General features: G+C 67.3%; 23 protein-coding genes and 1 pseudogene. 11 read left to right on the forward strand and 13 right to left on the reverse strand.

Annotation, left to right across the window (positions count from 1 at the left end; translation table 11 throughout):
• Positions 1 to 36 precede the first annotated feature (36 nt).
• Together EIK80_RS15395 and EIK80_RS15400 are read right to left on the reverse strand one after the other, a co-directional pair.
• Complete coding sequence (locus EIK80_RS15395) at positions 37 to 435, reverse strand: hypothetical protein (RefSeq protein ID WP_125157872.1); 399 nt, start codon at positions 433 to 435, stop codon at positions 37 to 39.
• A gap of 92 nt (positions 436 to 527) precedes the next feature.
• On the reverse strand, positions 528 to 2,396 hold the full coding sequence (locus tag EIK80_RS15400) for an ABC-F family ATP-binding cassette domain-containing protein (RefSeq protein WP_125157873.1): 1,869 nt from the start codon (positions 2,394 to 2,396) through the stop codon (positions 528 to 530).
• A gap of 94 nt (positions 2,397 to 2,490) precedes the next feature.
• On the opposite strand from EIK80_RS15400, the gene ndk reads away from it, so the two are divergent.
• The 4 genes from ndk (at position 2,491) to EIK80_RS15420 (ending at position 4,512) form a co-directional block, all read left to right on the forward strand.
• Positions 2,491 to 2,910, forward strand: a complete 420-nt coding sequence (gene ndk, locus EIK80_RS15405; RefSeq protein ID WP_125157874.1) for a nucleoside-diphosphate kinase — start codon at positions 2,491 to 2,493, stop codon at positions 2,908 to 2,910.
• A gap of 194 nt (positions 2,911 to 3,104) precedes the next feature.
• A complete protein-coding gene (locus EIK80_RS15410; RefSeq protein WP_125157875.1) occupies positions 3,105 to 3,341 on the forward strand; it encodes a hypothetical protein in 237 nt (78 codons plus the stop codon).
• Between the two features lie 33 nt (positions 3,342 to 3,374).
• Positions 3,375 to 4,016: a YoaK family protein gene (locus EIK80_RS15415; protein WP_199743494.1), complete on the forward strand. Its 642-nt coding sequence runs from the start codon at positions 3,375 to 3,377 to the stop codon at positions 4,014 to 4,016.
• Between the two features lie 145 nt (positions 4,017 to 4,161).
• Complete coding sequence (locus tag EIK80_RS15420) at positions 4,162 to 4,512, forward strand: PRC-barrel domain-containing protein (RefSeq protein WP_125157876.1); 351 nt, start codon at positions 4,162 to 4,164, stop codon at positions 4,510 to 4,512.
• On the opposite strand, the gene EIK80_RS15425 is transcribed toward EIK80_RS15420, so the two are convergent.
• The 3 genes from EIK80_RS15425 to purM form a co-directional block, all read right to left on the reverse strand.
• On the reverse strand, positions 4,476 to 5,159 hold the full coding sequence (locus EIK80_RS15425) for a DedA family protein (protein ID WP_233586664.1): 684 nt from the start codon (positions 5,157 to 5,159) through the stop codon (positions 4,476 to 4,478). The two genes, EIK80_RS15420 and EIK80_RS15425, sit on opposite strands and share 37 nt — an antisense overlap.
• 71 nt (positions 5,160 to 5,230) lie before the next feature.
• Entirely contained in the window at positions 5,231 to 5,824 is a 594-nt protein-coding gene (gene purN / locus EIK80_RS15430) for a phosphoribosylglycinamide formyltransferase (RefSeq protein ID WP_125157877.1), read from the reverse strand.
• Positions 5,824 to 6,849: a phosphoribosylformylglycinamidine cyclo-ligase gene (purM, locus tag EIK80_RS15435; RefSeq protein ID WP_125157878.1), complete on the reverse strand. Its 1,026-nt coding sequence runs from the start codon at positions 6,847 to 6,849 to the stop codon at positions 5,824 to 5,826. The genes purN and purM overlap by 1 nt, the downstream gene beginning before the upstream one ends.
• Before the next feature lie 135 nt (positions 6,850 to 6,984).
• On the opposite strand from purM, the gene rnd reads away from it, so the two are divergent.
• The 4 genes from rnd (at position 6,985) to EIK80_RS15455 (ending at position 11,861) form a co-directional block, all read left to right on the forward strand.
• Positions 6,985 to 8,154, forward strand: coding sequence for a ribonuclease D (gene rnd, locus EIK80_RS15440; protein WP_125157879.1), 1,170 nt, complete (start codon positions 6,985 to 6,987; stop codon positions 8,152 to 8,154).
• A 165-nt stretch (positions 8,155 to 8,319) separates the two neighbouring features.
• On the forward strand, positions 8,320 to 10,005 hold the full coding sequence (locus EIK80_RS15445; RefSeq protein ID WP_125157880.1) for a response regulator: 1,686 nt from the start codon (positions 8,320 to 8,322) through the stop codon (positions 10,003 to 10,005).
• Positions 10,006 to 10,131: 126 nt separating this feature from the next.
• The gene (locus EIK80_RS15450) at positions 10,132 to 11,421 is read left to right on the forward strand and encodes a serine hydrolase (RefSeq protein ID WP_233586665.1); all 1,290 of its coding nucleotides are present in this window, start codon (positions 10,132 to 10,134) and stop codon (positions 11,419 to 11,421) included.
• Positions 11,422 to 11,462: 41 nt separating this feature from the next.
• Entirely contained in the window at positions 11,463 to 11,861 is a 399-nt protein-coding gene (locus EIK80_RS15455; protein WP_125157881.1) for a hypothetical protein, read from the forward strand.
• A 45-nt stretch (positions 11,862 to 11,906) separates the two neighbouring features.
• Here EIK80_RS15455 and EIK80_RS15460 read toward each other — a convergent pair whose 3' ends face one another.
• Together EIK80_RS15460 and EIK80_RS15465 are read right to left on the reverse strand one after the other, a co-directional pair.
• On the reverse strand, positions 11,907 to 12,179 hold the full coding sequence (locus EIK80_RS15460) for a hypothetical protein (RefSeq protein ID WP_125157882.1): 273 nt from the start codon (positions 12,177 to 12,179) through the stop codon (positions 11,907 to 11,909).
• A 156-nt stretch (positions 12,180 to 12,335) separates the two neighbouring features.
• Positions 12,336 to 13,838 (reverse strand): Ppx/GppA phosphatase family protein, encoded by a 1,503-nt coding sequence (locus EIK80_RS15465; RefSeq protein WP_125157883.1) that lies wholly within the window; start codon positions 13,836 to 13,838, stop codon positions 12,336 to 12,338.
• A 180-nt stretch (positions 13,839 to 14,018) separates the two neighbouring features.
• Here EIK80_RS15465 and EIK80_RS26705 point away from each other — a divergent pair, with 180 nt between their 5' ends.
• The gene (locus tag EIK80_RS26705) at positions 14,019 to 14,999 is read left to right on the forward strand and encodes a phosphotransferase (protein ID WP_125157884.1); all 981 of its coding nucleotides are present in this window, start codon (positions 14,019 to 14,021) and stop codon (positions 14,997 to 14,999) included.
• Here EIK80_RS26705 and EIK80_RS15475 read toward each other — a convergent pair.
• The 6 genes from EIK80_RS15475 to EIK80_RS15500 form a co-directional block, all read right to left on the reverse strand.
• On the reverse strand, positions 14,996 to 15,373 hold the full coding sequence (locus EIK80_RS15475) for a hypothetical protein (protein ID WP_125157885.1): 378 nt from the start codon (positions 15,371 to 15,373) through the stop codon (positions 14,996 to 14,998). The two genes, EIK80_RS26705 and EIK80_RS15475, sit on opposite strands and share 4 nt — an antisense overlap.
• On the reverse strand, positions 15,370 to 17,508 hold the full coding sequence (locus EIK80_RS15480; protein ID WP_233586682.1) for an RNA degradosome polyphosphate kinase: 2,139 nt from the start codon (positions 17,506 to 17,508) through the stop codon (positions 15,370 to 15,372). The genes EIK80_RS15475 and EIK80_RS15480 overlap by 4 nt, the downstream gene beginning before the upstream one ends.
• A 225-nt stretch (positions 17,509 to 17,733) precedes the next feature.
• Positions 17,734 to 18,420, reverse strand: a complete 687-nt coding sequence (locus tag EIK80_RS15485; protein WP_125157887.1) for a chromosomal replication initiator DnaA — start codon at positions 18,418 to 18,420, stop codon at positions 17,734 to 17,736.
• Positions 18,421 to 18,639: 219 nt separating this feature from the next.
• Complete coding sequence (locus EIK80_RS15490; RefSeq protein WP_125157888.1) at positions 18,640 to 19,359, reverse strand: hypothetical protein; 720 nt, start codon at positions 19,357 to 19,359, stop codon at positions 18,640 to 18,642.
• Between the two features lie 10 nt (positions 19,360 to 19,369).
• Positions 19,370 to 20,389, reverse strand: a complete 1,020-nt coding sequence (locus EIK80_RS15495; protein WP_125157889.1) for a DGQHR domain-containing protein — start codon at positions 20,387 to 20,389, stop codon at positions 19,370 to 19,372.
• Positions 20,390 to 20,700: 311 nt separating this feature from the next.
• A complete protein-coding gene (locus tag EIK80_RS15500) occupies positions 20,701 to 21,045 on the reverse strand; it encodes a hypothetical protein (RefSeq protein WP_125157890.1) in 345 nt (114 codons plus the stop codon).
• A 52-nt stretch (positions 21,046 to 21,097) separates the two neighbouring features.
• Between EIK80_RS15500 and EIK80_RS15505 the strand changes: the two genes are divergently transcribed.
• Both EIK80_RS15505 and EIK80_RS27050 read left to right on the forward strand, forming a co-directional pair.
• Complete coding sequence (locus tag EIK80_RS15505) at positions 21,098 to 21,829, forward strand: EcsC family protein (RefSeq protein ID WP_125157891.1); 732 nt, start codon at positions 21,098 to 21,100, stop codon at positions 21,827 to 21,829.
• A 6-nt stretch (positions 21,830 to 21,835) separates the two neighbouring features.
• Positions 21,836 to 21,965 (forward strand): annotated as a pseudogene (locus EIK80_RS27050) (hypothetical protein); the annotation flags it as partial.
• Positions 21,966 to 22,165: the final 200 nt, after the last annotated feature.

Raw genomic sequence — 22,165 nt, forward strand, 5'->3', positions numbered from 1 at the left:
GCGGCGCCCGACCGGCGTCTTGGGATCGTTAGGCGGCTAGCGCTTGCCGACGCCGGGGAACATCGCCACGCCGTCCTCGAAGACGCCCAGATAGCCCAGTTCGCCCAGCAGCGGCGTCAGATCCTCGACCAGGTCGCCGGAATGGGGCAGGTGGGCCGGGCGGCCGTTCTGGTCGTGCAGGCGATAGACCGTCCACATCTTGCCCTTCGGCGCGGCCGCGCCGGGCTGGATGAACTTGTGCTCCCAGCCGACCAGGGCCGGCTCGCGGCCGACCTCGATGTCGAACGGACGGTCGCGGAAGGCCAGGTCCATCTCGATCCGCATGGCCTCGCCGATCCGGGCGTTCACCCAGTCGGCGAACGCCTCCAGGACGACGGACGCGGACAAGCCTTCCGGATTGGCCACGACATGGTTGCGAGGATGGGCGGTGCTCATGGGGCGCACCCTGCGCCCCGAGGTATCGCGGAAGCGCTAAACTTCTTGGTTCACGCGGGTTTACCTTAAACTTTGGACACCCGCGGCCAAGCTCAGGCCTCCGCCGCCGCCAGCTCCTCGGCCAGCTCCATCCACGTCGCCTCGGCCTCGTCCAGCTTGGCTTTGGCGTTGTCGCGACGCTTGGTCAGCTCGGCCACCTTGGCGGGATTCTTGTAGAGCTCAGGGTCGGCCAACTGGGCTTCCAGTTCGTTCACCTGGCGGGTGGTGCGCATGACGACCTGCTCGGCGGCCTCGATCTTGCGCTTCAGGGGCTCGATGGCGACGGTCTTCTTCGGCGCGGCGGCGGAAGCGGCGGCGACCGGCTCGCGGGCCACCTGGGTTGGCTTCACCGCCTGCTTGGCGCGCTCCAGCACGAACTTGGCGTAGTCGTCCATGTCGCCGTCGAACGGCTTCACCGTGCCGTCGGCGGCCAGCCACAGGCGGTCGGCGACCAGCTCCATCAGCGAGCGGTCGTGGGTGATCAGGATCACCGCGCCGCTGTAGTCGTTCAGCGCGTCCAGCAGGGCGCGGCGGCTGTCGATGTCCAGGTGGTTGGTCGGTTCGTCGAGGATCAGCATGTGCGGCGCGTCCATCGCCACCATGTTGAGCAGCAGACGGGCCCGCTCGCCGCCCGAGAGGTTGGCGACCGTGGTCTCCTGCTTCTCGAAACCGAGGCCGAACTGCGCCAGTTTCGAGCGGCGCGAGCTTTCCGAGGCGTCCGGCATGGCCCGGCGGATGATCTCCAGCGGGGTGTCGGCCGGATCCATCGCCTCGATCTGGTGCTGGTGGAACCACCCGACCTTCATCTTCTTGTCGCGGTGCAACTCGCCCTTCTGAACGGTCAGGGCGCCGGCGATCATCTTGGCGAAGGTCGACTTGCCCGCGCCGTTGACGCCCAACAGGCCGATGCGGTCGTCCAGGTCCATGCGCAGGTTGAGGTTCTTGAGGATCGGGCGATCGGCCTCATAGCCTACGTTCGCCTTTTCCAGGCGGATCAGCGGCGGCGCCAGCGGGCGCGGCGGCGAGGGCAGGGTGAACGGCGCGACCCGTTCCTCGATCGTGGTGGCCACCGGCTCCATCTTGGCCAGGCGCTTCATCCGCGACTGCGCTTGCGCCGCCTTGGAGGCTTTGGCCTTGAAGCGGTCGACGAAGGCCTGCAGGTGGGCGCGCTCGGCGTCCTGCTTGGCCTTGGCCGACAGCTGCAGGCGGGCCTTCTCGGCGCGGCGCTTCTCGAAGTCGTCGTAGCCGCCGGTGTAGAGCTCCAGCTTGCCGCCGGCCAGGTGCAGCATGTGCGTGCAGCTGTTGTTGAGCAGTTCGCGGTCGTGGCTGACGATCAGGGCCGTGTGGGGGTACTTCTGGAGACGAGCCTCCAGCCAAAGGGCGCCTTCCAGGTCGAGATAGTTGGTCGGTTCGTCCAGCAGCAGCATGTCCGGCTCGGCGAACAGGGCCGCGGCCAGGGCCACGCGCATCCGCCAGCCGCCCGAGAACTCGCTCATCGGGCGCGCCAGGTCGTCCTGTGTGAAGCCAAGACCGACCAGGATTTCCGAGGCCTTGGCCGGGGCGGCGTCGGAATCGATCTCGATCAGCCGCGCCCAGATCTCGCCCATCGCCTCCGGATCGGCCGTCTCCAGCCGGGTCAGCAGGTCGTGACGCTCCTCGTCGGCCTCCAGCACCGTCTCCAGCAGCGTGACCGGCGTGGCCGGGTGCTCCTGGTCCACCGAACCGATCCGCGCGGCCTTGGGCAGGCTGATCTCGTCGTCGCCGGCGTGCAGCTGGCCCAGGATCAGCTTGAACAGGGTCGACTTGCCCACGCCGTTGCGCCCGATCAGGCCGACCTTGGCGCCTGGCGGCAGACTGACGCTGGCATGGTCGAAGAACTTCCGACCCCAGGCGTTGAAGGTCAGGTCACGGATCTGAAGCATTTTATGAAGGTTACGCGGCGGGGTTGGCGGGGAGGAGGCGCACGGCTATAAGCCCGCAACCTCCCAATCCACAACTTTTCTGTGAGATCACTCCGTGACCGAACGCACCTTCTCGATCATCAAGCCGGACGCCACCCGTCGTAACCTGACCGGTGCCATCAACGCGGTGATCGAGGCCGCTGGCCTGCGCATCGTCGCTCAGCGCCGCGTGCGCCTGACCGAAGAACAAGCCAAGAAGTTCTACGAAGTCCACGCCGAGCGCCCGTTCTACGGCGAACTCGTCGCCCAGATGACCGCCGAGCCGGTCGTCGTGCAGGTGCTGGAAGGCGATAACGCCGTGGCCAAGTACCGCGAAGTCATGGGCGCCACCAACCCGGCCAACGCCGACGAAGGCACCATCCGCAAGCAGTTCGCCCTGTCGATCGGCGAAAACTCGGTCCACGGTTCGGACAGCCTGGAGAACGCCGCGATCGAGATCGCCCAGTTCTTCACGGACGACCAGATCGTCGGCTAAGGCTTTCCGCCTTACCAATGCATCGAGGCCGGCGGGGCGACCCGCCGGCCTTTTTGTTTGGTCGACGCCGACGGTTGTCGGGCGCGCGAAGGTCGCTTTAGGGTGGATCGACGTGTTGGTGCGCTGAGCGAACCAGCAAGCTCTATCGCGCCGCCGCCGAGCCCGACCCCGCGCGCAAGGCCGCGCTGGTGGTCTTGGCGCAAGGCTATCTGCGGCGGGCGGTGCGGCGGGCGCCGGAGGTGGCGAAGATTCGTCTCGTGGCTGCGGTCGCCTTCCTGACAGCGGACGATTTCGAGACCACGTTCGCGCTGCTCAAGCCAATGTCGGCCGACCCCAATGGCGGCGCGGCAGGCCAAGTTGCTCTTGGACATGATGGCGAAGTCAGCCGGAACACCGTAGCGGCCTATGGCGCGACGCGGTCGGATCGGTGACGATCCGACCGGTTCTTTGCGTCGGGAGTCGCCGTGAAACACTACGAACGGAATGAGGTGGCGCTGGCGGTGACGCTGTCGGGCGTGGCCGGCTATGTGGATGCGATCGGCTTTTTGAAGCTGGGCGGGTTCTTCGTCTCGTTCATGAGCGGCAACTCCACACGTCTTGGCGTGGGTCTGGCCACGGCCCACTGGCCGGCGGTGCTGACCGTGCTGACCCTGGTGGCCTCGTTCGTCGCGGGCGTCGTGCTCGGGGCCCTGACCGCTCGGGCGCTGGGCGAGACCCGCCGTTCGCCGGTCCTGATGCTGGAGGCCACGCTGCTGGCCCTGGGCGCGGGCTTGCTGACTTTGGGCCACGACACCGCCGGGGTCACCGCCGTGGCCATGGCCATGGGGGCCGAGAACGCCGTGTTCCAGAGGAACGGCGACGTCGCCGTCGGCCTCACCTACATGACCGGCGCCCTGGTCAAGGCCGGCCAGCGCATCGCCGGGGCCCTGGTCGGCGGCGAGCCCTCCGACTGGCTGCGCTATGTGCTGCTGTGGACGGGTCTGGCGGGCGGCGGGGCCCTGGGCGCGCTGACCTATCTGCATATTGGGGCGGCCGCCCTGTGGGGCGCCGTGGCGGTCGTGCTGGCCGGCGGCCTGTGGGCCGAGCGGCGCTGGCGGTCGGTCTAGAGCCTGTTCAGGTCTTGAGCGCGTTCCGGCCGGTTTGACCGCTCACACTTAAACCTGAAGCGCCGTAGGGGACGGCCGAAACCGTTGGCGTGCTCAGACGCTTTGTCTCTTGGCGAGCCCCGCCGGTTGGTCGAGAGAGAACCCGATGCCCCTGACGAGAAGCAAAGACATCCTGGGCCAGGACCTTCTGGGCGAGCACGGCGGCAAGCTTGGCGCCATCGCGGAGACGTTCGTCGACCTGGATACCGGGCGGATCGAGTTCCTCGTGGTGGAAGGCGCCGGACTGCTGGGCGGGTCGGGCAGGTATCACCCCGTTCCCTGGTCGATCGTCCGCTACGATCCGATGGCCAAGACGTATCAGGTCGATGTGTCCAAGGACCGGTTCAAGGCCTCGCCAAGCTACGATCGCGCACAGATCGCCAGCGCCGACTATGCCTGGGACGAGCAGTCGATCCGATACTACGACGCGCCCGCGGACATCGTCGCTGCATCTTGAGGCGACAGGCGTGACGAGGCTATCGCCCCGGTGCGTCTGGTCTGCTTGAGCCACAGGGCGCCCGCGCCGATCAGCAGCAGGGCGCCCAGGGCGAGGCCGCTGGTCAGGGCGGGGTTGTTCCCGAACATCTGCAGGTTCCGCGCGGCCAGGTAGCTGGGCGCCAGCAGCGAGATCACCCAGATCGGAGCCGACAACACATTGGCGACCTGGAAACGCCAGCCGCGCGTGCGCGACATGCCGGCCAGGATCGGAATGAAAGGACGCGCGGGCCCCAGATAGCGGGCGGCGGCGATCGCCAGCACGCCGTGGCGGCGGGTCATCAGCTTGGCGCGCGCCAGCAGGCGGCGCTTGCCCCCGAACAGCAGGCGGCTCGCCCGGCGACCGCCCAGACCCCGGCCCATCAGATAGGAGAGGGCGTCGCCAACGGCCGCGCCGGCGCTGCACCACAGGATCGCTTCGACCGGATGCAGCGCGCCTTGCGCCACGAGGGCGCCTGCGGCCAGCATGACGCCGAGGATCGGAATCAGCAGGCCCACAAACACCAGGGCCTCCAGCAAGGTCATGGCGAACAGAACCGCGCCGACGAAACCGGCGTGGTCGGCGGCGACTTTGAAGAGATCGGTGATCCAGGCGTCCATGGCCGGCATGCTGACGCCATATGGTGACGAAGTTCTGACGCGACAGCCTTTACCGCCTGTGACACGCGGTCTCAGGGGGATCAGGCCCGGGCGAGACGCCCGGTGACGAAAGTGGCCAGGGTGTCGGCGTAGAGCCTGTGCTCCTGCTCCAGCACCCGGGCCGCCAGGCTGTGGTCGTCGTCGTCGGGCAGGATCGGCACGCGGGCCTGGCCCAGGATCGGGCCCTCGTCGACGCCGGCCGTGACCAGGTGGACGGTGCAGCCCGCCTCGACCTCGCCGGCCGCGATGGCGCGGGCGTGGGTGTCCAGGCCCGGATAGGCCGGCAGCAGGGACGGGTGGATGTTCAGCATCCGGCCTTCCCAGGCGTCGACCAGGAACGGGGTGAGGATCCGCATGTAGCCGGCGAGGGCGATGACCTCGATCCCGCGTTCGCGCAGGGCCGCGTCGATGGCGCGCTCGTGGGCCTCGCGGTCCTTGCCGAAGGGCTTGCTGTCGACGCACAGGGCCTCGACGCCCTCGGCCGCCGCCGTGGCCAGGCCGCCGGCGTCCGGCTTGTTGGCCAAGACGAGGGCGATCTCGAACGGGCAGGCCGGCGATTTCGCCGCGCGGACCAGGGCCTCCATGTTGGAGCCCCGGCCCGAGATCAGCACGGCGACCTTGGTCTTCTTCAGCATCAAGCCTTGACCAGCTGGCCGCAGATGAAGGCGTCCTCGCCGGCGTTCAGCAGGGCGGCCAGGACGGGCTCGGCGTCGGCTTGCGCCACGATGATGATGAAGCCGATCCCGCAGTTGAAGGTGCGGCGCATCTCGTGCTCGGAGACCCCGCCGACCTGGGCCATCCACTCGAACACCGGGGGCAGGACCCAGGCGTTCCAGTCGAACTCGGCGGTCAGGCCCTCGGCGATGGCGCGCGGCGGGTTCTCGATCAGTCCGCCGCCGGTGATGTGGGCGCCGCCCTTGACGCGACCCGACTGCAGCAGCGGCAGCAGCGACTTCACATAGATGCGGGTCGGGGCCATCAGGGCCTCGGCCAGGGTCTTGCCCTCTTCGAACGGGCAGGGGGCGTCCCAGGCCAGGCCCGAGCGCTCGACCACGCGGCGCACCAGCGAATAGCCGTTGGAGTGCGGGCCCGAAGAGCCCAGGCCGATGATGATGTCGCCGGCCCGCTGCTTGTCCAGCTTGGGCAGGACGTCGTCGCGTTCGACGGCTCCAACGGAGAAGCCCGCGAGATCATACTCTCCGTCGCTGTACATGCCCGGCATTTCGGCGGTCTCGCCGCCGACCAGGGCCGCGCCGGCCAGCTTGCAGCCCTCGGCGATGCCGGCGACGACGCTCTTGGCGACCTCGATGTCCAGCTTGCCGGTGGCGAAGTAGTCGAGGAACATCAGCGGCTCGGCGCCTTGCGCCAGCAGGTCGTTGACGCACATGGCCACCAGATCGATGCCGACCGTGGCGTGCATGCCCGCGTCGATGGCGATGCGCAGCTTGGTGCCGACGCCGTCGGTGGTGGTGACCAGCAGGGCGTCCTCGTAGCCGGCCGCCTTGAGGTCGAACAGGGCTCCGAAGCCGCCCAGGCTGGCTTCCGCGCCGGGGCGACGGGTGGCCTTGGCCAGGGGCTTGATGGCGTCCACCAGGGCGTTGCCCGCGTCGATATCGACACCCGCCTGGGCGTAGGTAAGGCCGTTCGGCTGATCGCTCATGGTCGCTCTGGCGCTCGCTCTGGTCTATCGGAGGGCGGTAAACCCGTCCGAACACGCGGAAAATTTGCTTTCCCGAGACGCTGGGCGCGTCTTGACGCTTGCAGACTCGGGGGTGCGCGAGGCTATTAGCAGCCGATGAAGCCGATCACCACCACCGCCGCGCTGGCGGCGTTCTGTAATGCGCTCGCGGGCGAGCCTTTCGTCGCCGTCGACACAGAGTTCATGCGCGAGACGACCTACTGGCCCAAGTTGTGCCTGATCCAGGTCGCGTCTCCCACGCACGAAGCCGTCATCGATCCGCTGGCCGAGGGCATCGACCTCGAGCCGCTGCTGGCCGTCATGCGCGATACGAGCATCCTCAAGGTGTTCCACGCCGCCCGCCAGGACGTCGAGATCTTCAACAACCTGAAGGCCATGCCGAGGCCGTTGTTCGACACCCAAGTGGCGGGCATGGCGGCGGGCTTCGGCGAGCAGATCGCCTATGACGCCCTGGTCCGCCAGATGCTGCGGATCGAGCTCGACAAGTCCAGCCGGTTCACCGACTGGGCCCGCCGACCGCTGACCGACGCCCAGCTGACCTACGCCCTGGCCGACGTCACCCACCTGGCCGCCCTGTTCCCGACCCTGCGCGAGCGCCTCGAGACCTCGGGTCGCCTGGCCTGGGTCGAGGAGGAGATGACCGCCATCTCGGATCCGGCCGCCTACGATGTCGATCCGGAAAAGGCCTGGCGTCGCCTGCGCCCGCGCAAGACGGGGGCCAAGTATCTGGCCGTGTTCAAGGCCGTCGCGGCCTGGCGCGAGCGCACCGCCCAGAGCCGCGACCAGCCGCGCGGACGCATCCTCAAGGACGAGGCCATCGACGAGCTGGCCACCCAGACGCCGACGAGCCTGGAAGCCCTGAACAACCTGCGCGGCGTGCCCAAGGGCTTCGGCGGCAGCAAGTTCGGTCCCGACCTGCTGGCCGCGATCAAGGCCGCCCTGGCCGATCCGGAGGGCTACGCCCCGGTCGTCGACAAGCCCGGTCCGCCGCCGCCGCAGAACGCCGGCGCCGTGGTCGAGCTGCTCAAGGTGCTGCTGAAGGCGCGGGCGGAAGAGGCGGGCGTCGCCTCCAAGCTGATCGCCACGGTCTCGGACCTTGAGAAGATCGCCGCCGACGACAACGCCGCCACCCCGGCCCTGGTCGGCTGGCGCCGCGACGCCTTCGGGGCCGACGCCCTCAAGATCAAGCGCGGCGAACTGGCCCTGGTGCTGGACGGCGCCAAGGTCCGGGTCGTCGAGGTCCGTCGGGCTCCCAAGGCCGAGTAGTCCGCTCGACCTGAGCGAGCAAAGGGCGCGTCGACCGCTGAGGTTGTCGCGCCCTTTTGCTGCTCGGATCGAGCCATTTTCCCGTGCGTGCAAAGGATTGCTGGCGTACAACGCCGCGCCGCGTTGCTCCCTCGGGAGTAGAGCGCGCCGTGTACGGGGGTTGCGTTGAGTGCATTCTGGGACAACCTGGCGGACGCCTACCGCCCCGCCGCGGTGTCGCGGCGACGCCTGATCCCGCTTCGCCTCTTCGTCGTCCTGGTCCTCTGCGGGATGGCGCTGGTGTGGCCAAGCCTGCGTTTCCTGTTCGTGTGGTCGGGCGTTTTCGTCCTCATTCAGGGGGCGAAGTTTCTCGCTCTGAATCGTTTTCTCGACGCCCCGGTCCCCGGGCGGGCCGTGGCGCTGAACCTCTTCGGCGACTTCCTGATGGCGGCGACCTTCGGCTGGCTGGCCATCCCGCTGTGGGCCATGGACACGCGGATGGGCGCGGCCGGCGCCGTTCTGCTGCTGTCCGGATCGATCTTCACGGCGCTGATGGGCGCGGAAGGCTGCCTCGTCGCCTTCGTCGCGGCGGCGGCTCCGCATATCATCTACCTGTTCGTCACGCCGCTGGTCGCGGGCGACGCACATGATCCGGTCACGGTGTTTTTCCTGATCGGCTGCGGTCTCTTCTGCCTGACCCTGTCGATGGTCTTCCTGTGGTCGGAGCGGACCATGACCGCCGAGCGCGCCGCGCGCAGGGCGGCCGAGCGTCAGACCGCCGCCAAGTCGGCCTTCATCGCCATGGTCAGCCACGAACTGCGCACGCCGATCAACGCTATCCTCAATGGCGCGGCCGCCCTGGACCGCGACGGCGCGGCCGCTCTGGTCACCGACGCCGGGATGATGATGCGGACCCTGCTCAACGACCTGCTGGATCTCTCAAAGATCGAAGCCGGGCGGATGGGCGTCGAGGTGGTCGACTACGACCTGCCGGCCGTGGTCGGCGACGCGGTCGAGTTCTGGCGCTGCGCCGCCGGGGCCAAGGGCGTCATGCTGGTCCTGACCGGCGTCGAGACCCTGCCGCAGTGGGTGCGAGGCGATCCGATGCGCACGCGCCAGATCCTCAACAACCTGCTCAGCAACGCCATCAAGTTCACCCCTGAAGGTAAGGGGGATGGCCAGGGCCGGGTCAGCGTCGACGTCCGCGTCGAGCGCGAGCGGCCCCGCCAGGTGGCCATCGTCGTGCGCGACACCGGCCCGGGCCTGAAGGACGATCAGATCGAGCGCCTGTTCAGTCCCTACGAGCAGCTGAGCGCCGGGACCGCCCGCGCGTTCGGCGGCACGGGCCTTGGCCTGTCGATCAGCCGCGATCTCGCCCGCCTGATGGGCGGCGAGCTGACGGCGGCCAACGCTCCGGAAGGCGGCGCGCGCTTCACCCTGCGTCTGCCCGCGCCCGAGGGCGCCGCGCCGGTCGAACCAGCCGAGGACGAGGTCCAGGCCCTGGCCGTGCGCGACGAGGCGCCGGTGATCCTGGTGGTCGACGACCATGACATCAACCGCCGCGCCCTGCGCCAGATGCTGGAGGCGTTCGGCGCCCGGGTGGAGACCGCCGAGGACGCCCAGGCGGCGTTGCTGGCGGCCGAGCGTCAGATCTTCGACGCCATTCTGATGGACGTCCGCATGCCCGGCATGGACGGACTGGAGGCCTCGCGTCGCCTGCGCGAGGACGGCGCCAACCGCCAGACGCCGATCATCGCCGTCACCGGCGGCGCCTCGCCCGAGGAGGTCGCCGCCTGCCGCGAGGCGGGCATGACGGGCTGGGTGGAAAAGCCGGTGAACCCGCGCGATCTCTACAAGGCCCTGTTCGGCTAGAACCCGTCGCGCCCCTTTTTCGGCGCATATCGCGGGCGTTGTCGTTAGAAGAAAGCCGGACGCAACGAGTCGCCCCGCGCGCCTCGCTATGATCGGTTTCCAATCCAGTTCAAGAGTTTACGCGGCGTGTCGAGGATCTGGCAGAGCGAGTGGGAAAAGCGACGGCGCCTGAAATGGATCGCCGTCGGCGCCGCGGGGCTCGTCCTGGTCGGCGGCCTGGCGACCCTGCCGTTCCTCAAGAAAGCGCCCAAGGCGGTGTCCGAGGCGATCGAGCAGGCGGCGCTGAACACGCCCGAAAAGCCGTCCGCCTGGCATGGCGACATCGACTATGACGCCCTGAACGCCCGTATCAACGCCATGGCCGCCGACAAGACCATGGAGGGGCTGGCCGTGGCTGTCGTCGAGAAGGGGCGGTTGTCCTTCGTCCACGGCTATGGCCGCACGACCGAAGGCGGCGCGAAGGTCGACGCCCGCACCGTGTTCCGCTGGGCGTCGCTGTCCAAGACCGTGGCCTCGACCCTCAGCGCGCGAATGGCGGCCGACGGCGCCTTGTCGCTGACCGAGCCGCTGGTGGCCTTCAACACCAGCCTGCGCTTGCCGGGCGAGGCCCAGAACACCCTGACGGTCGAGGAGCTGCTCGCGCAGCGCACGGGCCTGGGCAAGAACGCCTATGACGGCCAGCTGGAGGACGGCGTCGATCCGGCCAAGATCCGGGCCTCCTATGGCGCGTTGAAGCCGGTCTGTCCGCCGGGCACCTGCCACAGCTACCAGAACGTCGCCTACGACACGATCACCGAGGTCATCCAGGGCAAGACCGGGGAGCCGTATGCCCAGACCGTGCAGCGCAAGCTGTTCGGCCCGCTGGGCATGACCGGGGCCTCGATCGGCATGGCCGGTCTGACCTCGGCTGCGCACTGGGCCCGGCCCCACGATCGCGCTCGCCGGGAGCTGAAGCTGTCGGACGCTTACTATCACGTGCCCGCCGCGGCCGGCGTCAACTCGACCATCGTGGATCTCGCCACCTGGATGCAGGCCCAGATGGGCCTGAAGCCCAACGTCCTGTCGTCGACCGTTCTGGACGAGGTGCAGCGTCCCCGCGTCGCCACCGGCCGGCCCTATGGCCGTCTGAACATCGCCCGCGAACTGAAGAACCCCGCCTATGGCCTGGGCATGCGCAGCTTTACCTACAAGGGCCATCGCCTGGTGGGCCACAGCGGCGGCGTCTCGGGCTACCGCTCGACCATGATGTTCGACCCGGCGACGAAGACGGGCATCGTCATGCTGTGGAACAGCGACGCCAACCTGCCTTTCCGCTTCCAGGGCGAATTCTTCGACCGGGTCTACCGGCTCCCGTTCACCGACTATCTGGACCTGGACAGCGGCCAGCCGGGCGCGGAGGCTTCGCTGTCGGATTGAGTGCTCGACTCGACCTGAGGTCGTGTTACGGTCGTCGCAAGATGCCCCGCACCGTCATTTTCGTCGTGGTGCTGAGTCTGATGCCGCCTCTCGCGGGATGCGAGCGGCAGACCCAGGCTGAGCGGTTCGTCGTGGATCAAGCCCTGGACCTCGTGCAGCGCGAGGAGCGCAGCCGGCTTCCCACGAAGATCGAGGTCGCTTCGCTCAGCAAGGATAAGCAGTCCATCTGTGGCTACGCGACGATCGGCGATCGCAAGCACGTGCCTTACATCATCCGCTACTCGAAACCGTTACCCGAAGCCGGCCTCTTCGCCACGGTAAGCGTCGTCCTGACCGTACCGCCCTACAAGGGCGCGCCGTATGAGAGCCAGGCCGATCAAGCCGCGCGGATCCTGGCGGAGTGCGCAGAGCGCGGCCATCACCTTCCGCAGCCCAAATAGAAGCCCTCTCTCTTAGAGAGAGGGCAATGGTCTCCGGGCGAAACCCTAGCGCTGCGCGAACTGGCTGAGCGCCCCGCCGGCGGCCAGGCCCAGGGCGCAGAAGACGCCGAGGTGGAAGACCACGCCGATGGCGACGGTGCGGCGGACCGACCAGGTGTTTTCCTGGGCGAAGACGCGGCCGATTTCCGATTGCAGGGTGCGGGCGGCGCTGGCCACGGGCGCGTCGTGATCATTGGCGATGTGCAGCTGGGGACGCTCGCGGGCCTCGGAAGACGGAGCGATGGCATCCAGGTAGTCGACCTTACGCTTCAACATCACTGACCTCCGTTTATTTCGTTGAGGTCACGCTACGGAAGCATTGCTAACAAAATATGCAGTGTCGGTGTCGTTAGTCTGCGACAACTTGTCGATTTCCCCGTATCGGGGAAGTTCAGGGCCGGTTAAGTATGTTGGCTGGCGCGCCTATACCTGAATTTACGCCGTGATAATCTTTGACTTCAGGTTCAGGTGTTGCGCCGCGGTATTGGCGCGCTTGCTGGTCTGTTCGCCCAGAAGAAGATTGGCGTAGCCGGGCTCGGCCGCCAGGGTCAGGTGCGACTTGTCCAGCGTCAGGCGCGAACGAGCCAGCAGGCTGGGGCTGCGCCCCGAGAGGTCGCAGGCCAGGCGGATCGTGGCCCCCAGGGCGCGGGCCCGCTTCATCTGGGCGGGGCTCAGCAGGCGCTCCAGGGTCGGCAGTTCGGGCGGGTGGAAGTTGGTGGCGTGACGCGCGTGCGAGGCGACCGCCACGAAGCAGCGCTCGGCGTGGTTCTGACCGGCGATCGGGGCGCGCAGCACCTGCTCGAACACCAGGTCGGCGCGATGATCGGGGTGCAGGCGCGCGCCGACGTCCGAAAGGCGGCAGGCGGCCGAAACCAGGATGCCGTCGCGTTCGCCGAACAGCGCGGGCAGGGTGCGGAAGGCGGGCGCGATCCAGGCGTCCAGGGCCGGGCCCAGGTCGTCGGCGACGCCCTGGCGGTGGCCCAGGGCGTAGCAGCCCTCGATCAGCGGGTCCAAGCCCCTTATGCGCGGCGGCATGGCCTCGAACAGCAGGCCCTCGCGCACGCCATAGGCCGAGATCTCGATGCGCTTGAGGTGCAGCTGCTCGATCAGGGCTTCCAGCACGACGGCGGCGTAGGGCAGGGTCTCCGAGCGCTTCTTGCTCATGCCCTCGATGCGCTCCAGCGAGCTCTTCGACTGGTGAGCGACCAGGCGGGCGGCGTCCAGGGCCTCGGCGGCGGTGATCTCGTACTGGTGGACGACGTGCAGCGGGTAGCCGGACAACCGCATGTGCAGCAAGGCGAGATTACGCCAGGCGCCGCCCACGGCGTGGAAGGTGTCGCTGCGGAAATCGGCGGCCACGGGGGCCAGGCGCTCGCGGGCCAGCCGGCGGACGCGGTCGCCGTCGAAGCCGCCGTTCAAGGCGCCGCTGGGGCCAGCCAGGCTGAACGGGCCCAGCGGCAGGGTCACGCCCCGGCCCGCGCCGGTGGACGACAGGCGGACCAGCTCCAGGCTGGCGCCGCCCAGGTCGCCGACCACGCCCTCGGCGTCGGGAGCGCCGGCCAGCACGCCGACGGCGGCGTAGTGGGCCTCTTCCTCGCCGGACAGCACGCGGACGACGAAGCCGGTCTCGTCGCGCACGCGGTCGATGAAGTCCTGGCCGTCCTTGGCCTCGCGGGCGGCGGCGGTGGCGACGACGAAGGTCTCGGCGGGATTGACCGCCTCCAGCACGGCGCGGAAGCGCTTCAGCGCCTGCAGGGTCTGGATGACGCCCTCGGGCGACAGGCGGCCGGTCTTGGCCAAGTCGCGGCCCAGGCCCGCCAGGACCTTTTCGTTGAAGACGGTCCAGATGGCGCGGCCTTCCAGCCGGTACACCACCAGGCGGACCGAGTTTGAACCGATATCGATCACGGCCGCGTCGCGCGGCGCCTGGAAGGGCATGGGGACGGTTTAGCGTATTCGCGGGTTGGGGGAAGCGGTCACGATCGTTTTCGATGGGGAAGAACGCGCGGAAAGGCTTGTCGGAAAACACCTTGATCGATTTCGATATTATTACCCGGATTATATTGACTCATATTCTATCCGGGTAAATAAGGCGACGGTCTCCACGAGGTTCCGCCGATGTCCGTTTCCCCCGACCAACGCCCCGCCGTTCGCAAGGCCCTGCGCGCCGCGTTCGGGACCGAGGGCCTCGACGGCTGGACGCCGGTGTCCGGCGGGCTGTCGGGGGCGGGGGTCTACAGGATCCGCGTCGGCGGGATCGCCTATCTGCTGCGGCTCGAGGTCGGGCGCGACGGGTTGCGCGACCCGCATCGCGGCTATGCCTGCCTGAAGCTGGCGGCGGAGGCCTGCCTGGCGCCGCGGGTGCGCTACGCCGATCCGGATGACGGGGTGATGATCTGCGACTTCATCAAGGCGCGCTCGCTGGTCCTCGACTATGCCGGGACCCGCGCCGACCTGGTGGTCGAACTGGCCCAGGCGGTGCGGGCGCTGCACGCGATCGAAGGCTTTCCGGCGCTGGTCGACTATCTGGACGGCCTCGACGCCCTGGTCGACGCCGCTGCGCGCGCGGGCGTGGTCCCCGTCGGGGCGTTCGACGCCTGGGCGCGGCTGCGCGAGGTCTGCAAGCGCCTGACGCCGCAACCGGTGTCCAGCCACAACGACCTCAATCCCGGCAACCTCGTCTATGACGGCCGGCGCATCTGGCTGGTCGACTGGGAGGCGGCGTTCCGGGCCGACCGCTATGTCGACCTGGCCGCGATCGCCAACGCCTACGCCGCCGCCCCGGAGAGCGAGGCCCTGCTGCTGCGGACCTATTTCGGGCGCGCGGCGACGGACGGCGAGCGGGCGCGGCTGTGGCTGTTCCGGCAGGTCAGCCACGTCTTCCACGCGGCGGTGTTCGTCGCCGGCGTGGCGGGGCGGGCGAGGGCGGAGCGGCTGGACGGTCCGGACCTCGACGCCCTCCACCAGCGCCTGGCGCTGGGCGAGCCGGTGCTGGCGACTGAGGAAGGGCGGCTGGCCTACGGGCTGGCGAGGCTGCGGGCGGCGGAGGCCAACCTGGCTTCGGGCGCTTTCATGCAAGCCGCGTCGATCGCGACCTAGGGATTGATCCGGCACGCCACCGTGCGCCAGCCGTCGTTCTCGCGCCGGTGATAGCAGGTGCCGTAGCTGACCTGGTGGCCGTGGGCGCGCTGGCCGCCCTTGGTCAGGGCCCAGGGCTCGGGACCCAGCAGCAGCATGTCGGTGGTGTCGGCCCTATGCCCGCACAGCCCCCACCAGCGGATGTGGTAGCCGCCGAGCACGCCGGGGCCGTAGACCTCGGCCACCGCCTGGGCCCTGCGCTCGACGCCCGGCGCGACGCCGAAGCGGTCGACGCCGGGACGGGCGGGCAGGGCCTGGACGGCGCAGATCTCGGCCTGCCTGGCGGGCGCGCAGGCCGACAGCATCAGCAGCGGGGCAAGGGCCCAGCCCCTCAACGCTTGCGCTTGGTGCCGACGTGGTCGAAGGCCCGGGGCATGTCGTTGGTCTTGTGCCCGCGGCCCGACAGGCTGGGATTGGTCATGAAGTAGTCGTGGGCCGAGAAGGCGCCCTTGGTCTTCCAGGCCGGGTCGCGGGCATAGTCGCCCTCGCTGTCGAGACGCCAGCTCTGGGCCTCGTCATTGAGGTTGGCGACCATGATCTGGTCCAGCACCTGCTGGTGCACGGTCGGGTTCTCGACCGGGACCAGGGTCTCCACGCGGCGGTCCAGGTTGCGCGGCATCCAGTCGGCCGAGCTGATGAACACCCGCGTCTGGGCGCCGGGCATGGCCGCGCCGTTGGCGAAGGCCACCACGCGCGAGTGCTCCAGGAAGCGGCCGACGATCGACTTGACCCGGATGTTCTCCGATAGCCCCTTGATCCCCGGACGCAGGCAGCAGATGCCGCGCACGACCAGCTCGATCTGCACCCCCGCCTGGCTGGCGGCATAGAGGGCGTCGATGATCTGCGGATCGACCACGGCGTTCATCTTGGCCCAGACGCCCGCGGGCTTGCCGGCCCGGGCGTTGTCGGCCTCGGCCGCGATCATCTTCAGCAGGTCCGGCTTCAGCGTCATCGGCGAGAAGGACAGCTTCTCCAGCCGCCCGGGCTGGGCGTAGCCGGTGATGAAGTTGAACAGCTTGCCCCCGTCGCGGCCCAGGGCCGGATCGCAGGTGAACAGCGACAGGTCCGTATAGATCCGCGCCGTCTGCGGGTGATAGTTGCCGGTGCCGAAGTGGCAGTAGGTGCGCAGGCCCTCGCCCTCGCGGCGCACCACCACCGACAGCTTGGCGTGGGTCTTCCAGTCGACGAAGCCGAACACCACGTGCACGCCCGCCCGCTCCAGGTCGCGCGCCCACTTCAGGTTATTTTCCTCGTCGAAGCGCGCCTTGATCTCGACCAGGGCCGTGACGTTCTTGCCGTTGTCGGCCGCCTCGATCAGGGCCGCCACGATCGGGCTGTCCTTGGAGGTGCGATAGAGCGTCTGCTTGATGGCCAGCACGTTCGGATCGCGCGCGGCCTGGCGGATGAACTGCACCACCACGTCGAAGCTCTCGAACGGGTGGTGGACGAGAATGTCCTTCTCGCGGATCGCCGCGAAGCAGTCGCCGCCGTGGTCGCGCACGCGCTCGGGGAAGCGGGCGTTGTAGGGCGGGAACTTCAGGTCCGGACGGTCCGGCGGGATCAGCTCCGACATCTGGGCCAGGCCCAGCTTGCCGTCGACCAGGATCACGTCCTCCGGCTCGGCGCGCAGGCCCTCGATGATGAAGTCGCGCAGGTCGGGCGGCATGGTGGTCTGGATCTTGACCCGCACCACCCGGCCCAGGCGACGCTTCTTCAGCCGCGCCTCGAACTCGCGCACCAGGTCCTCGGCCTCTTCCTCGATCTCCAGATCGCTGTCGCGGATCAGGCGGAACAGACCCCGGCCCTCGACCTCGTAGCCGGGGAACAGATGGTCCAGGAACAGGATGATGAAGCTTTCCAGCGCCATGATCTTGCGCTGGCGCTTCTTGCCGCGCGTCACCACCGACGACAGCTCCCAGAACCGCCGCACCTGCGAGGGGATCGGCGCCAGGGCGTAGAGGTGCTTGTCGTCGGCGATCCGCCGCAGCTTCAGCGCCAGGCAGAAGCCCAGGTTCGGGATGAACGGGAACGGATGGGCCGGGTCGATGGCCAGCGGCGTCATCACCGGGAAGATCTGGTTGAGGAAGATCTCCTCGGCCTTCACCCGGTCCTCGGCCTCGATATCCTTGGCGTCGAGCAGCTTCAGCCCCTCGTCCCACAGCTCGGTGCGGACCTGGCGCCAGATCTTCTGCTGCTCGCCCATCAGCTCGGCGGCCGAGGCGTTGATGCGCGCCAGCTGCTCGCCGGGGGTCAGACCGTCCTGGCTGATCACCCGCACGCCCTCGCGCACCTGGCCCTTCAGGCCGGCCACGCGGACCATGTAGAATTCGTCGAGGTTGTTGGCGCTGATCGACAGGAACCGCAGGCGCTCCAGCAACGGGTGGCGCGGATTGCCGCTCTCTTCCAGCACCCGCTGATTGAAGGCCAGCCACGAGGTCTCGCGGTTGAAGAACCGTTCGGGCGAGGCCATCAGCTCCGCGTCGAGCGCGAGGCCGGTCTGCGGAACGGGAATCTCGGGCGCGGCGGGCGCCAGCGGCGCCAGGGACGGAGTCGGGTTCGGAAGGGCGGCGGCGTCGGTCATGGGCCTCAGTCTAGCGCAGAGTTTTCCGCAGGGTGAACGCCCAATGGTGAAGGAATGGCGTGACGGGGTGACGACAGCGACCTTGAACCCTTCCTCCTCGATGGGGGAAGGGGGTCAGTCCTCCTCGCCCTCCAGATCGCCCAGCACCTCGCGCGCCAGCGCCTTGTTGACCGCGCGGTGCTGCTGCGAGGCCGCCTCGTCCAGCAGCTTGGCGGCGGCCAGGGCCTCGGCGGCCGAGCGGGGCAGGCGGGCGATCAGATAGGGATAGAGGTCGGGATCGGGCTTCAGGTGCTCGGCCCGGAAGGCGCGCTCCAGCACCGCCCGCAGCACCACGTCGTCGGGCTCGTCGATCTCCGCCACGGTCAGGGCGTTCAGCCGCGAGCGCAGGTCGGGCACGGACGAGCTCCAGGCGATCGGCGCGACGCGGGCGGTCAGCAGCACGCTCCCGCCGTCCACCCCGGCCATGTTGAGGATGTGGAACAGGTCCTCGTCGCTCAAGGCGGCGCTGGCCGACCGCTGGTCGGCGTCCTCGACCAGGATCGCCCGGCCGCGCAGGGCGGGCAGGTCGACGCCGCCCCCGTGCGGCGCGTCGATCACCACCGCGTCGGCGGCCCGCGCCCAGGTCCGCGCCAGGTGGGTCTTGCCGACGCCGACCGGCCCGACCAGGGCCAGCCGCCCCTCGGGCCAGTTCGGCCAGGCGTCCAGCCGCGCCACGGCGTCGGCGTTGCAGCCCGAGACGGCGAAGTCCTCCCGGCCGTAGCGCGGCGCGGCGGTCAGCGGCAGTCTGAACTGGGTCGACAATCCCTGGGGCCCGGCGTGGTGAATAGGTGGGTAGGGATATAGGGCGCGTCGGCGGTCAGGGCGAGGCGGGGCGGTTGGGGATAGTGGGGATAGGGCGGAAGGGGGTGTGGATGGGGGCAATTGTTTGCAAGCGACGGCAATGCGTCATCCAGGCTGGAAGTTGAGGCGAAGTTGTTTGTCAGAGTTTGCGCTGGCATCATGTCGAAGGGGCATGTCGATCTAAGTTAGAAGGCAGCGGTCCTTAATCTTCCAGATAGACGAAAGATGAGCGATCCGATCGGTCGAAAGCTGCGCGCCAACAATCTTCACCTCGCTCTCTACTTCGAGAAGGATGCGAGTCGGGTATGCGAGTGTAAGGTGTTCGGGTAGATATGTATAAATAAAATCGGTGTCGTCTCTGTAGGTTCGAAAACGTTTTGCTATATCGCCGTCGATTTTGTTCATGCTCTGGTGGAGCTCTGGGTCTTTAAAGCTGTGTTTGTAATTTACGTGTTCTCTGTGTTCTCGAATTATATCGTAGGTGTCTTGTGAGTCTTGAGATGAGAACCATTTATTTTTCGCGTCAGTCTTTCGAATTGAGGTCCAGTTCCAGTGATGGCTGGATCGGCCTCCTTTTAGAAAGCGATTGGTCGGAACGTCATAGAGCATCTCCCCTTCGTAATTGAAGGGAATGATCCCATTCAAAAGTAGAAGGGCTCGGATGCTGTAGAAGCTACTATAGTATAGCTTTATGACGGCCCAAGAGGTGGAGCCGCCGCGAAGCCCCGTTAGAGCCTCGGCGTATGACACGGCACCGGCATATGCTGCGTCAATCGCAGCTTCGATCCTGCGAGCTTCAATGCTGTCCGCTGTTGCTTGGGTGGGATTAAAGTTCGCGTAAGGCGTCCCGGCGGGCTTTCGCGAGAAGGCAAGGCGGGTAAGGCGGGCCGCGTCTGACACCGCTTGGCTTCTAAATTTTGAAGCCGTGCGACACTTCAATCGGACGGAATGCGCTCACCAGTCGATCGCGAATAGCGTTTGCCGCCTCCGCGCCGCCCAGGCCCTTCACGTCTTCTTGAAGTATTCGGCCAGTCTCTTCGATGTTCAGCGCATCTCGGATTGTAGCTATCTCAAATGAGCCCTTTCCCTTGCAGTAGTCGAACATATGTGTTCGGAAAAATTCCACCGCACCAATGAACCCGCTTGCATAAATGAACGCATTACTGCGATCATCCCACTTGTATCCGTAACTAGTTTTGATCGCGGAGAAGTAATTTGCGAAAATGGCCTTTTGCATTTCAAGCTCTGAAATGCCGACTTGCTCCATGATGCCTTTTGAATCAACCAAAGGTTTAATTGCGCTGACGGCCGTCGATAGTGCCACCCCACCGCGTTGCCGTTCCTGGTTCGGAAGTTTGATCCAGCCATAGTAGGGCTGATCTCCAGAGCCGAGGAAGCTGACAATATCACTTGCTCTGATGGCAGCCGGGTCCATCAAGTCGGACGCGCTAACGCCGTAAAGATCGAATACGAGGCTCTTGGGGGCTGGGCGCTGTTCCGTATTGATAGATATAAAAATTCGAGCGCTGTTTGCTGTATCTAATCCCTCGTATATGGCAACGGGTATCTCATAGTTTTCGGCTTGCGGATTTTCGTCGATGGCTTGCTTCAATCCAGCAACGCGGTGCTGACCATCAATGATTTGTGCAACTTTCGGCTTGTCTGGGATTTCGATGGTGCCGTTCTTTTCTTGAAGGGATCCGTCGACCCAATTGAGGACTATCGCAGCCGGAAAATCGCCCATCTTCAAAGCGAAATCTTTGATGCCGGCGATACGTGCGCTGTTCAGAATTCTCTGAACGGCCCCCTCTTCAGTGTCCTTTCGTCGTACGGCCGCGTAAGAAATGCGCGTCAACAACCCGGCTGGAAGCGATGTCAAGCGGAACGTGTGTTCCTTCTGCTTGACCAAGATGAAAGGAAACTGCGGCATAAAATCTCACCTGTTGTCGGTTTAGCTTAGTCAGGGGATTTAGTGCCGTCTAGCGAGCCGTGGGGCCCGCCCCCGCGCTGTCTCGTCCTTAAATCTCTTGGAGGCTGCAGCGTGCAGGACTGACCAAGTCAGTCAAGGATCGCCTCCGGCGACCGCGTGCGGCGACGCGGAGCGTCGTCCTTGAGTGACTTGGTCAGCCCTGCGATCGTCTCGCCGTGAGATGTAAGGAGGGCTCCTTCTCGGGCGAGAAGGGGCGGGAACTCCAACCCCTCTTCCGCGAGGGAAGAAGGCCCTGGGCTTGGCTGAACGCCCTAGCCCCTGACCACCCACCGCCAAACCAACAACGCCACCCCCACCAGAATCACCGGCCCGAACACCCGGAACGTGTGGCGCGTGCAGCGCTCTGGGAAGAAGGTGTCGTAGGGGCCGTCCTTGGTGGCGCCGTACTTCACGGCGACGGCGGTCAGGGGGCATTTGAAGCCGCAGGCGGCGAAGACGGCGCTCTCGATCGCCGTCAGGCCCAGCGCGACCCACAGCCAGGGACCGCGCGCCCCGGTGATCCCGGCGGCCAGCACGACCAGGGCGGCGCTGGCCATCACCACATAGATCACCGTGTGGACGGCGCGGACGAGGGTCAGGCGCTGGGCGTCGGTCATGGCGCAAGGGTAGCCGCTTCTCCCGCGAGGCGAGAAGGGCTACCTCAGGGCCATGGATCTCTCCCCCGACCTCCTCGCCTGGCGCGCCGAGCTGACCCGGCCCGCCGGTCCGCTGAACGGCCTGGCCCGCGCGACCCAGACGCGGATCAACCGGCTGATCCCCGAGAAAGTCCACGCCGTCCTCACCGCCGCCATCGAGGGGATGACGCGGGCGCTGCTGGTCGGGTCGGACTACGCGACGGGCTCGCCCTTGATCGGCCTGACCCTGGACGAGCGCCGGGCCCGGGCGGCCAAGGCGATCGACGGCTGGAAGAGGGCGGCGGCGGCCGAGGGCGGGGTCACCGGCCTGGGCGGCTTCCTGGCGGCGGCGGCCGACTTCCCGTTGCTGATGAGCTTCAAGATCAAGCTGCTGTTCGAGATCGCCGCCATCTTCGGCCACGACGGCACGGAACTGCCCGAGCGTCTGTATATCCTGCACATCTTCGAGTTGGCGTTTTCGGATGCTTCCCACCGCGCCCGGGTGCTGGCGGCCATGGACGACTGGGACGCGCGGCCGCATCCGGCCCACCTGGACGACTTCGACTGGCGGGCCTTCCAGCAGCAGTACCGCGACCACATCGATCTGGCGAAACTGGCCCAGTTCATCCCCGTGGTCGGCGCGCCGCTGGGGGCGATCGTCAACTGGCGGCTGGTCGAGCGCCTGGGCCACACGGCGGTGATGGCCTACCGGATGCGGGCCGAGCAGGGGGCTGTCAGGACTGAGCTAACCCCGATGACACCCTAACGTTCGTCATTCCCGCCCTTGTGGCGGGAACCTCTCTCTCCGCCGCAGGTGCGGGAGGGGCGGACTGCTGAGCAGTCCGCTTGCGTCTCACGGGTCAGCTGAACCAGGGGTTCCCGCCACAAGGGCGGGAATGACGGTTGTTTGTGGGGATTGAGGGCGCTGTATCCTCGGCGTTCGCGATCTTGAGGTCAACGAAATCAACGACTTCCAACTTTTTCACGCCGCTGAATGATCCGCGTTGAATCCGCCGCGATAATCAATGCATCCCCGTCGCGGGGGAGGGCGTTTGGATCCGGCCCAAGACGGCGGCGGGGGTAGGTTGAGCGGGGCCGCTGG

This window comes from Caulobacter sp. 602-1 (assembly GCF_003931565.1).
Taxonomy (GTDB): Bacteria; Pseudomonadota; Alphaproteobacteria; order Caulobacterales; family Caulobacteraceae; genus Caulobacter.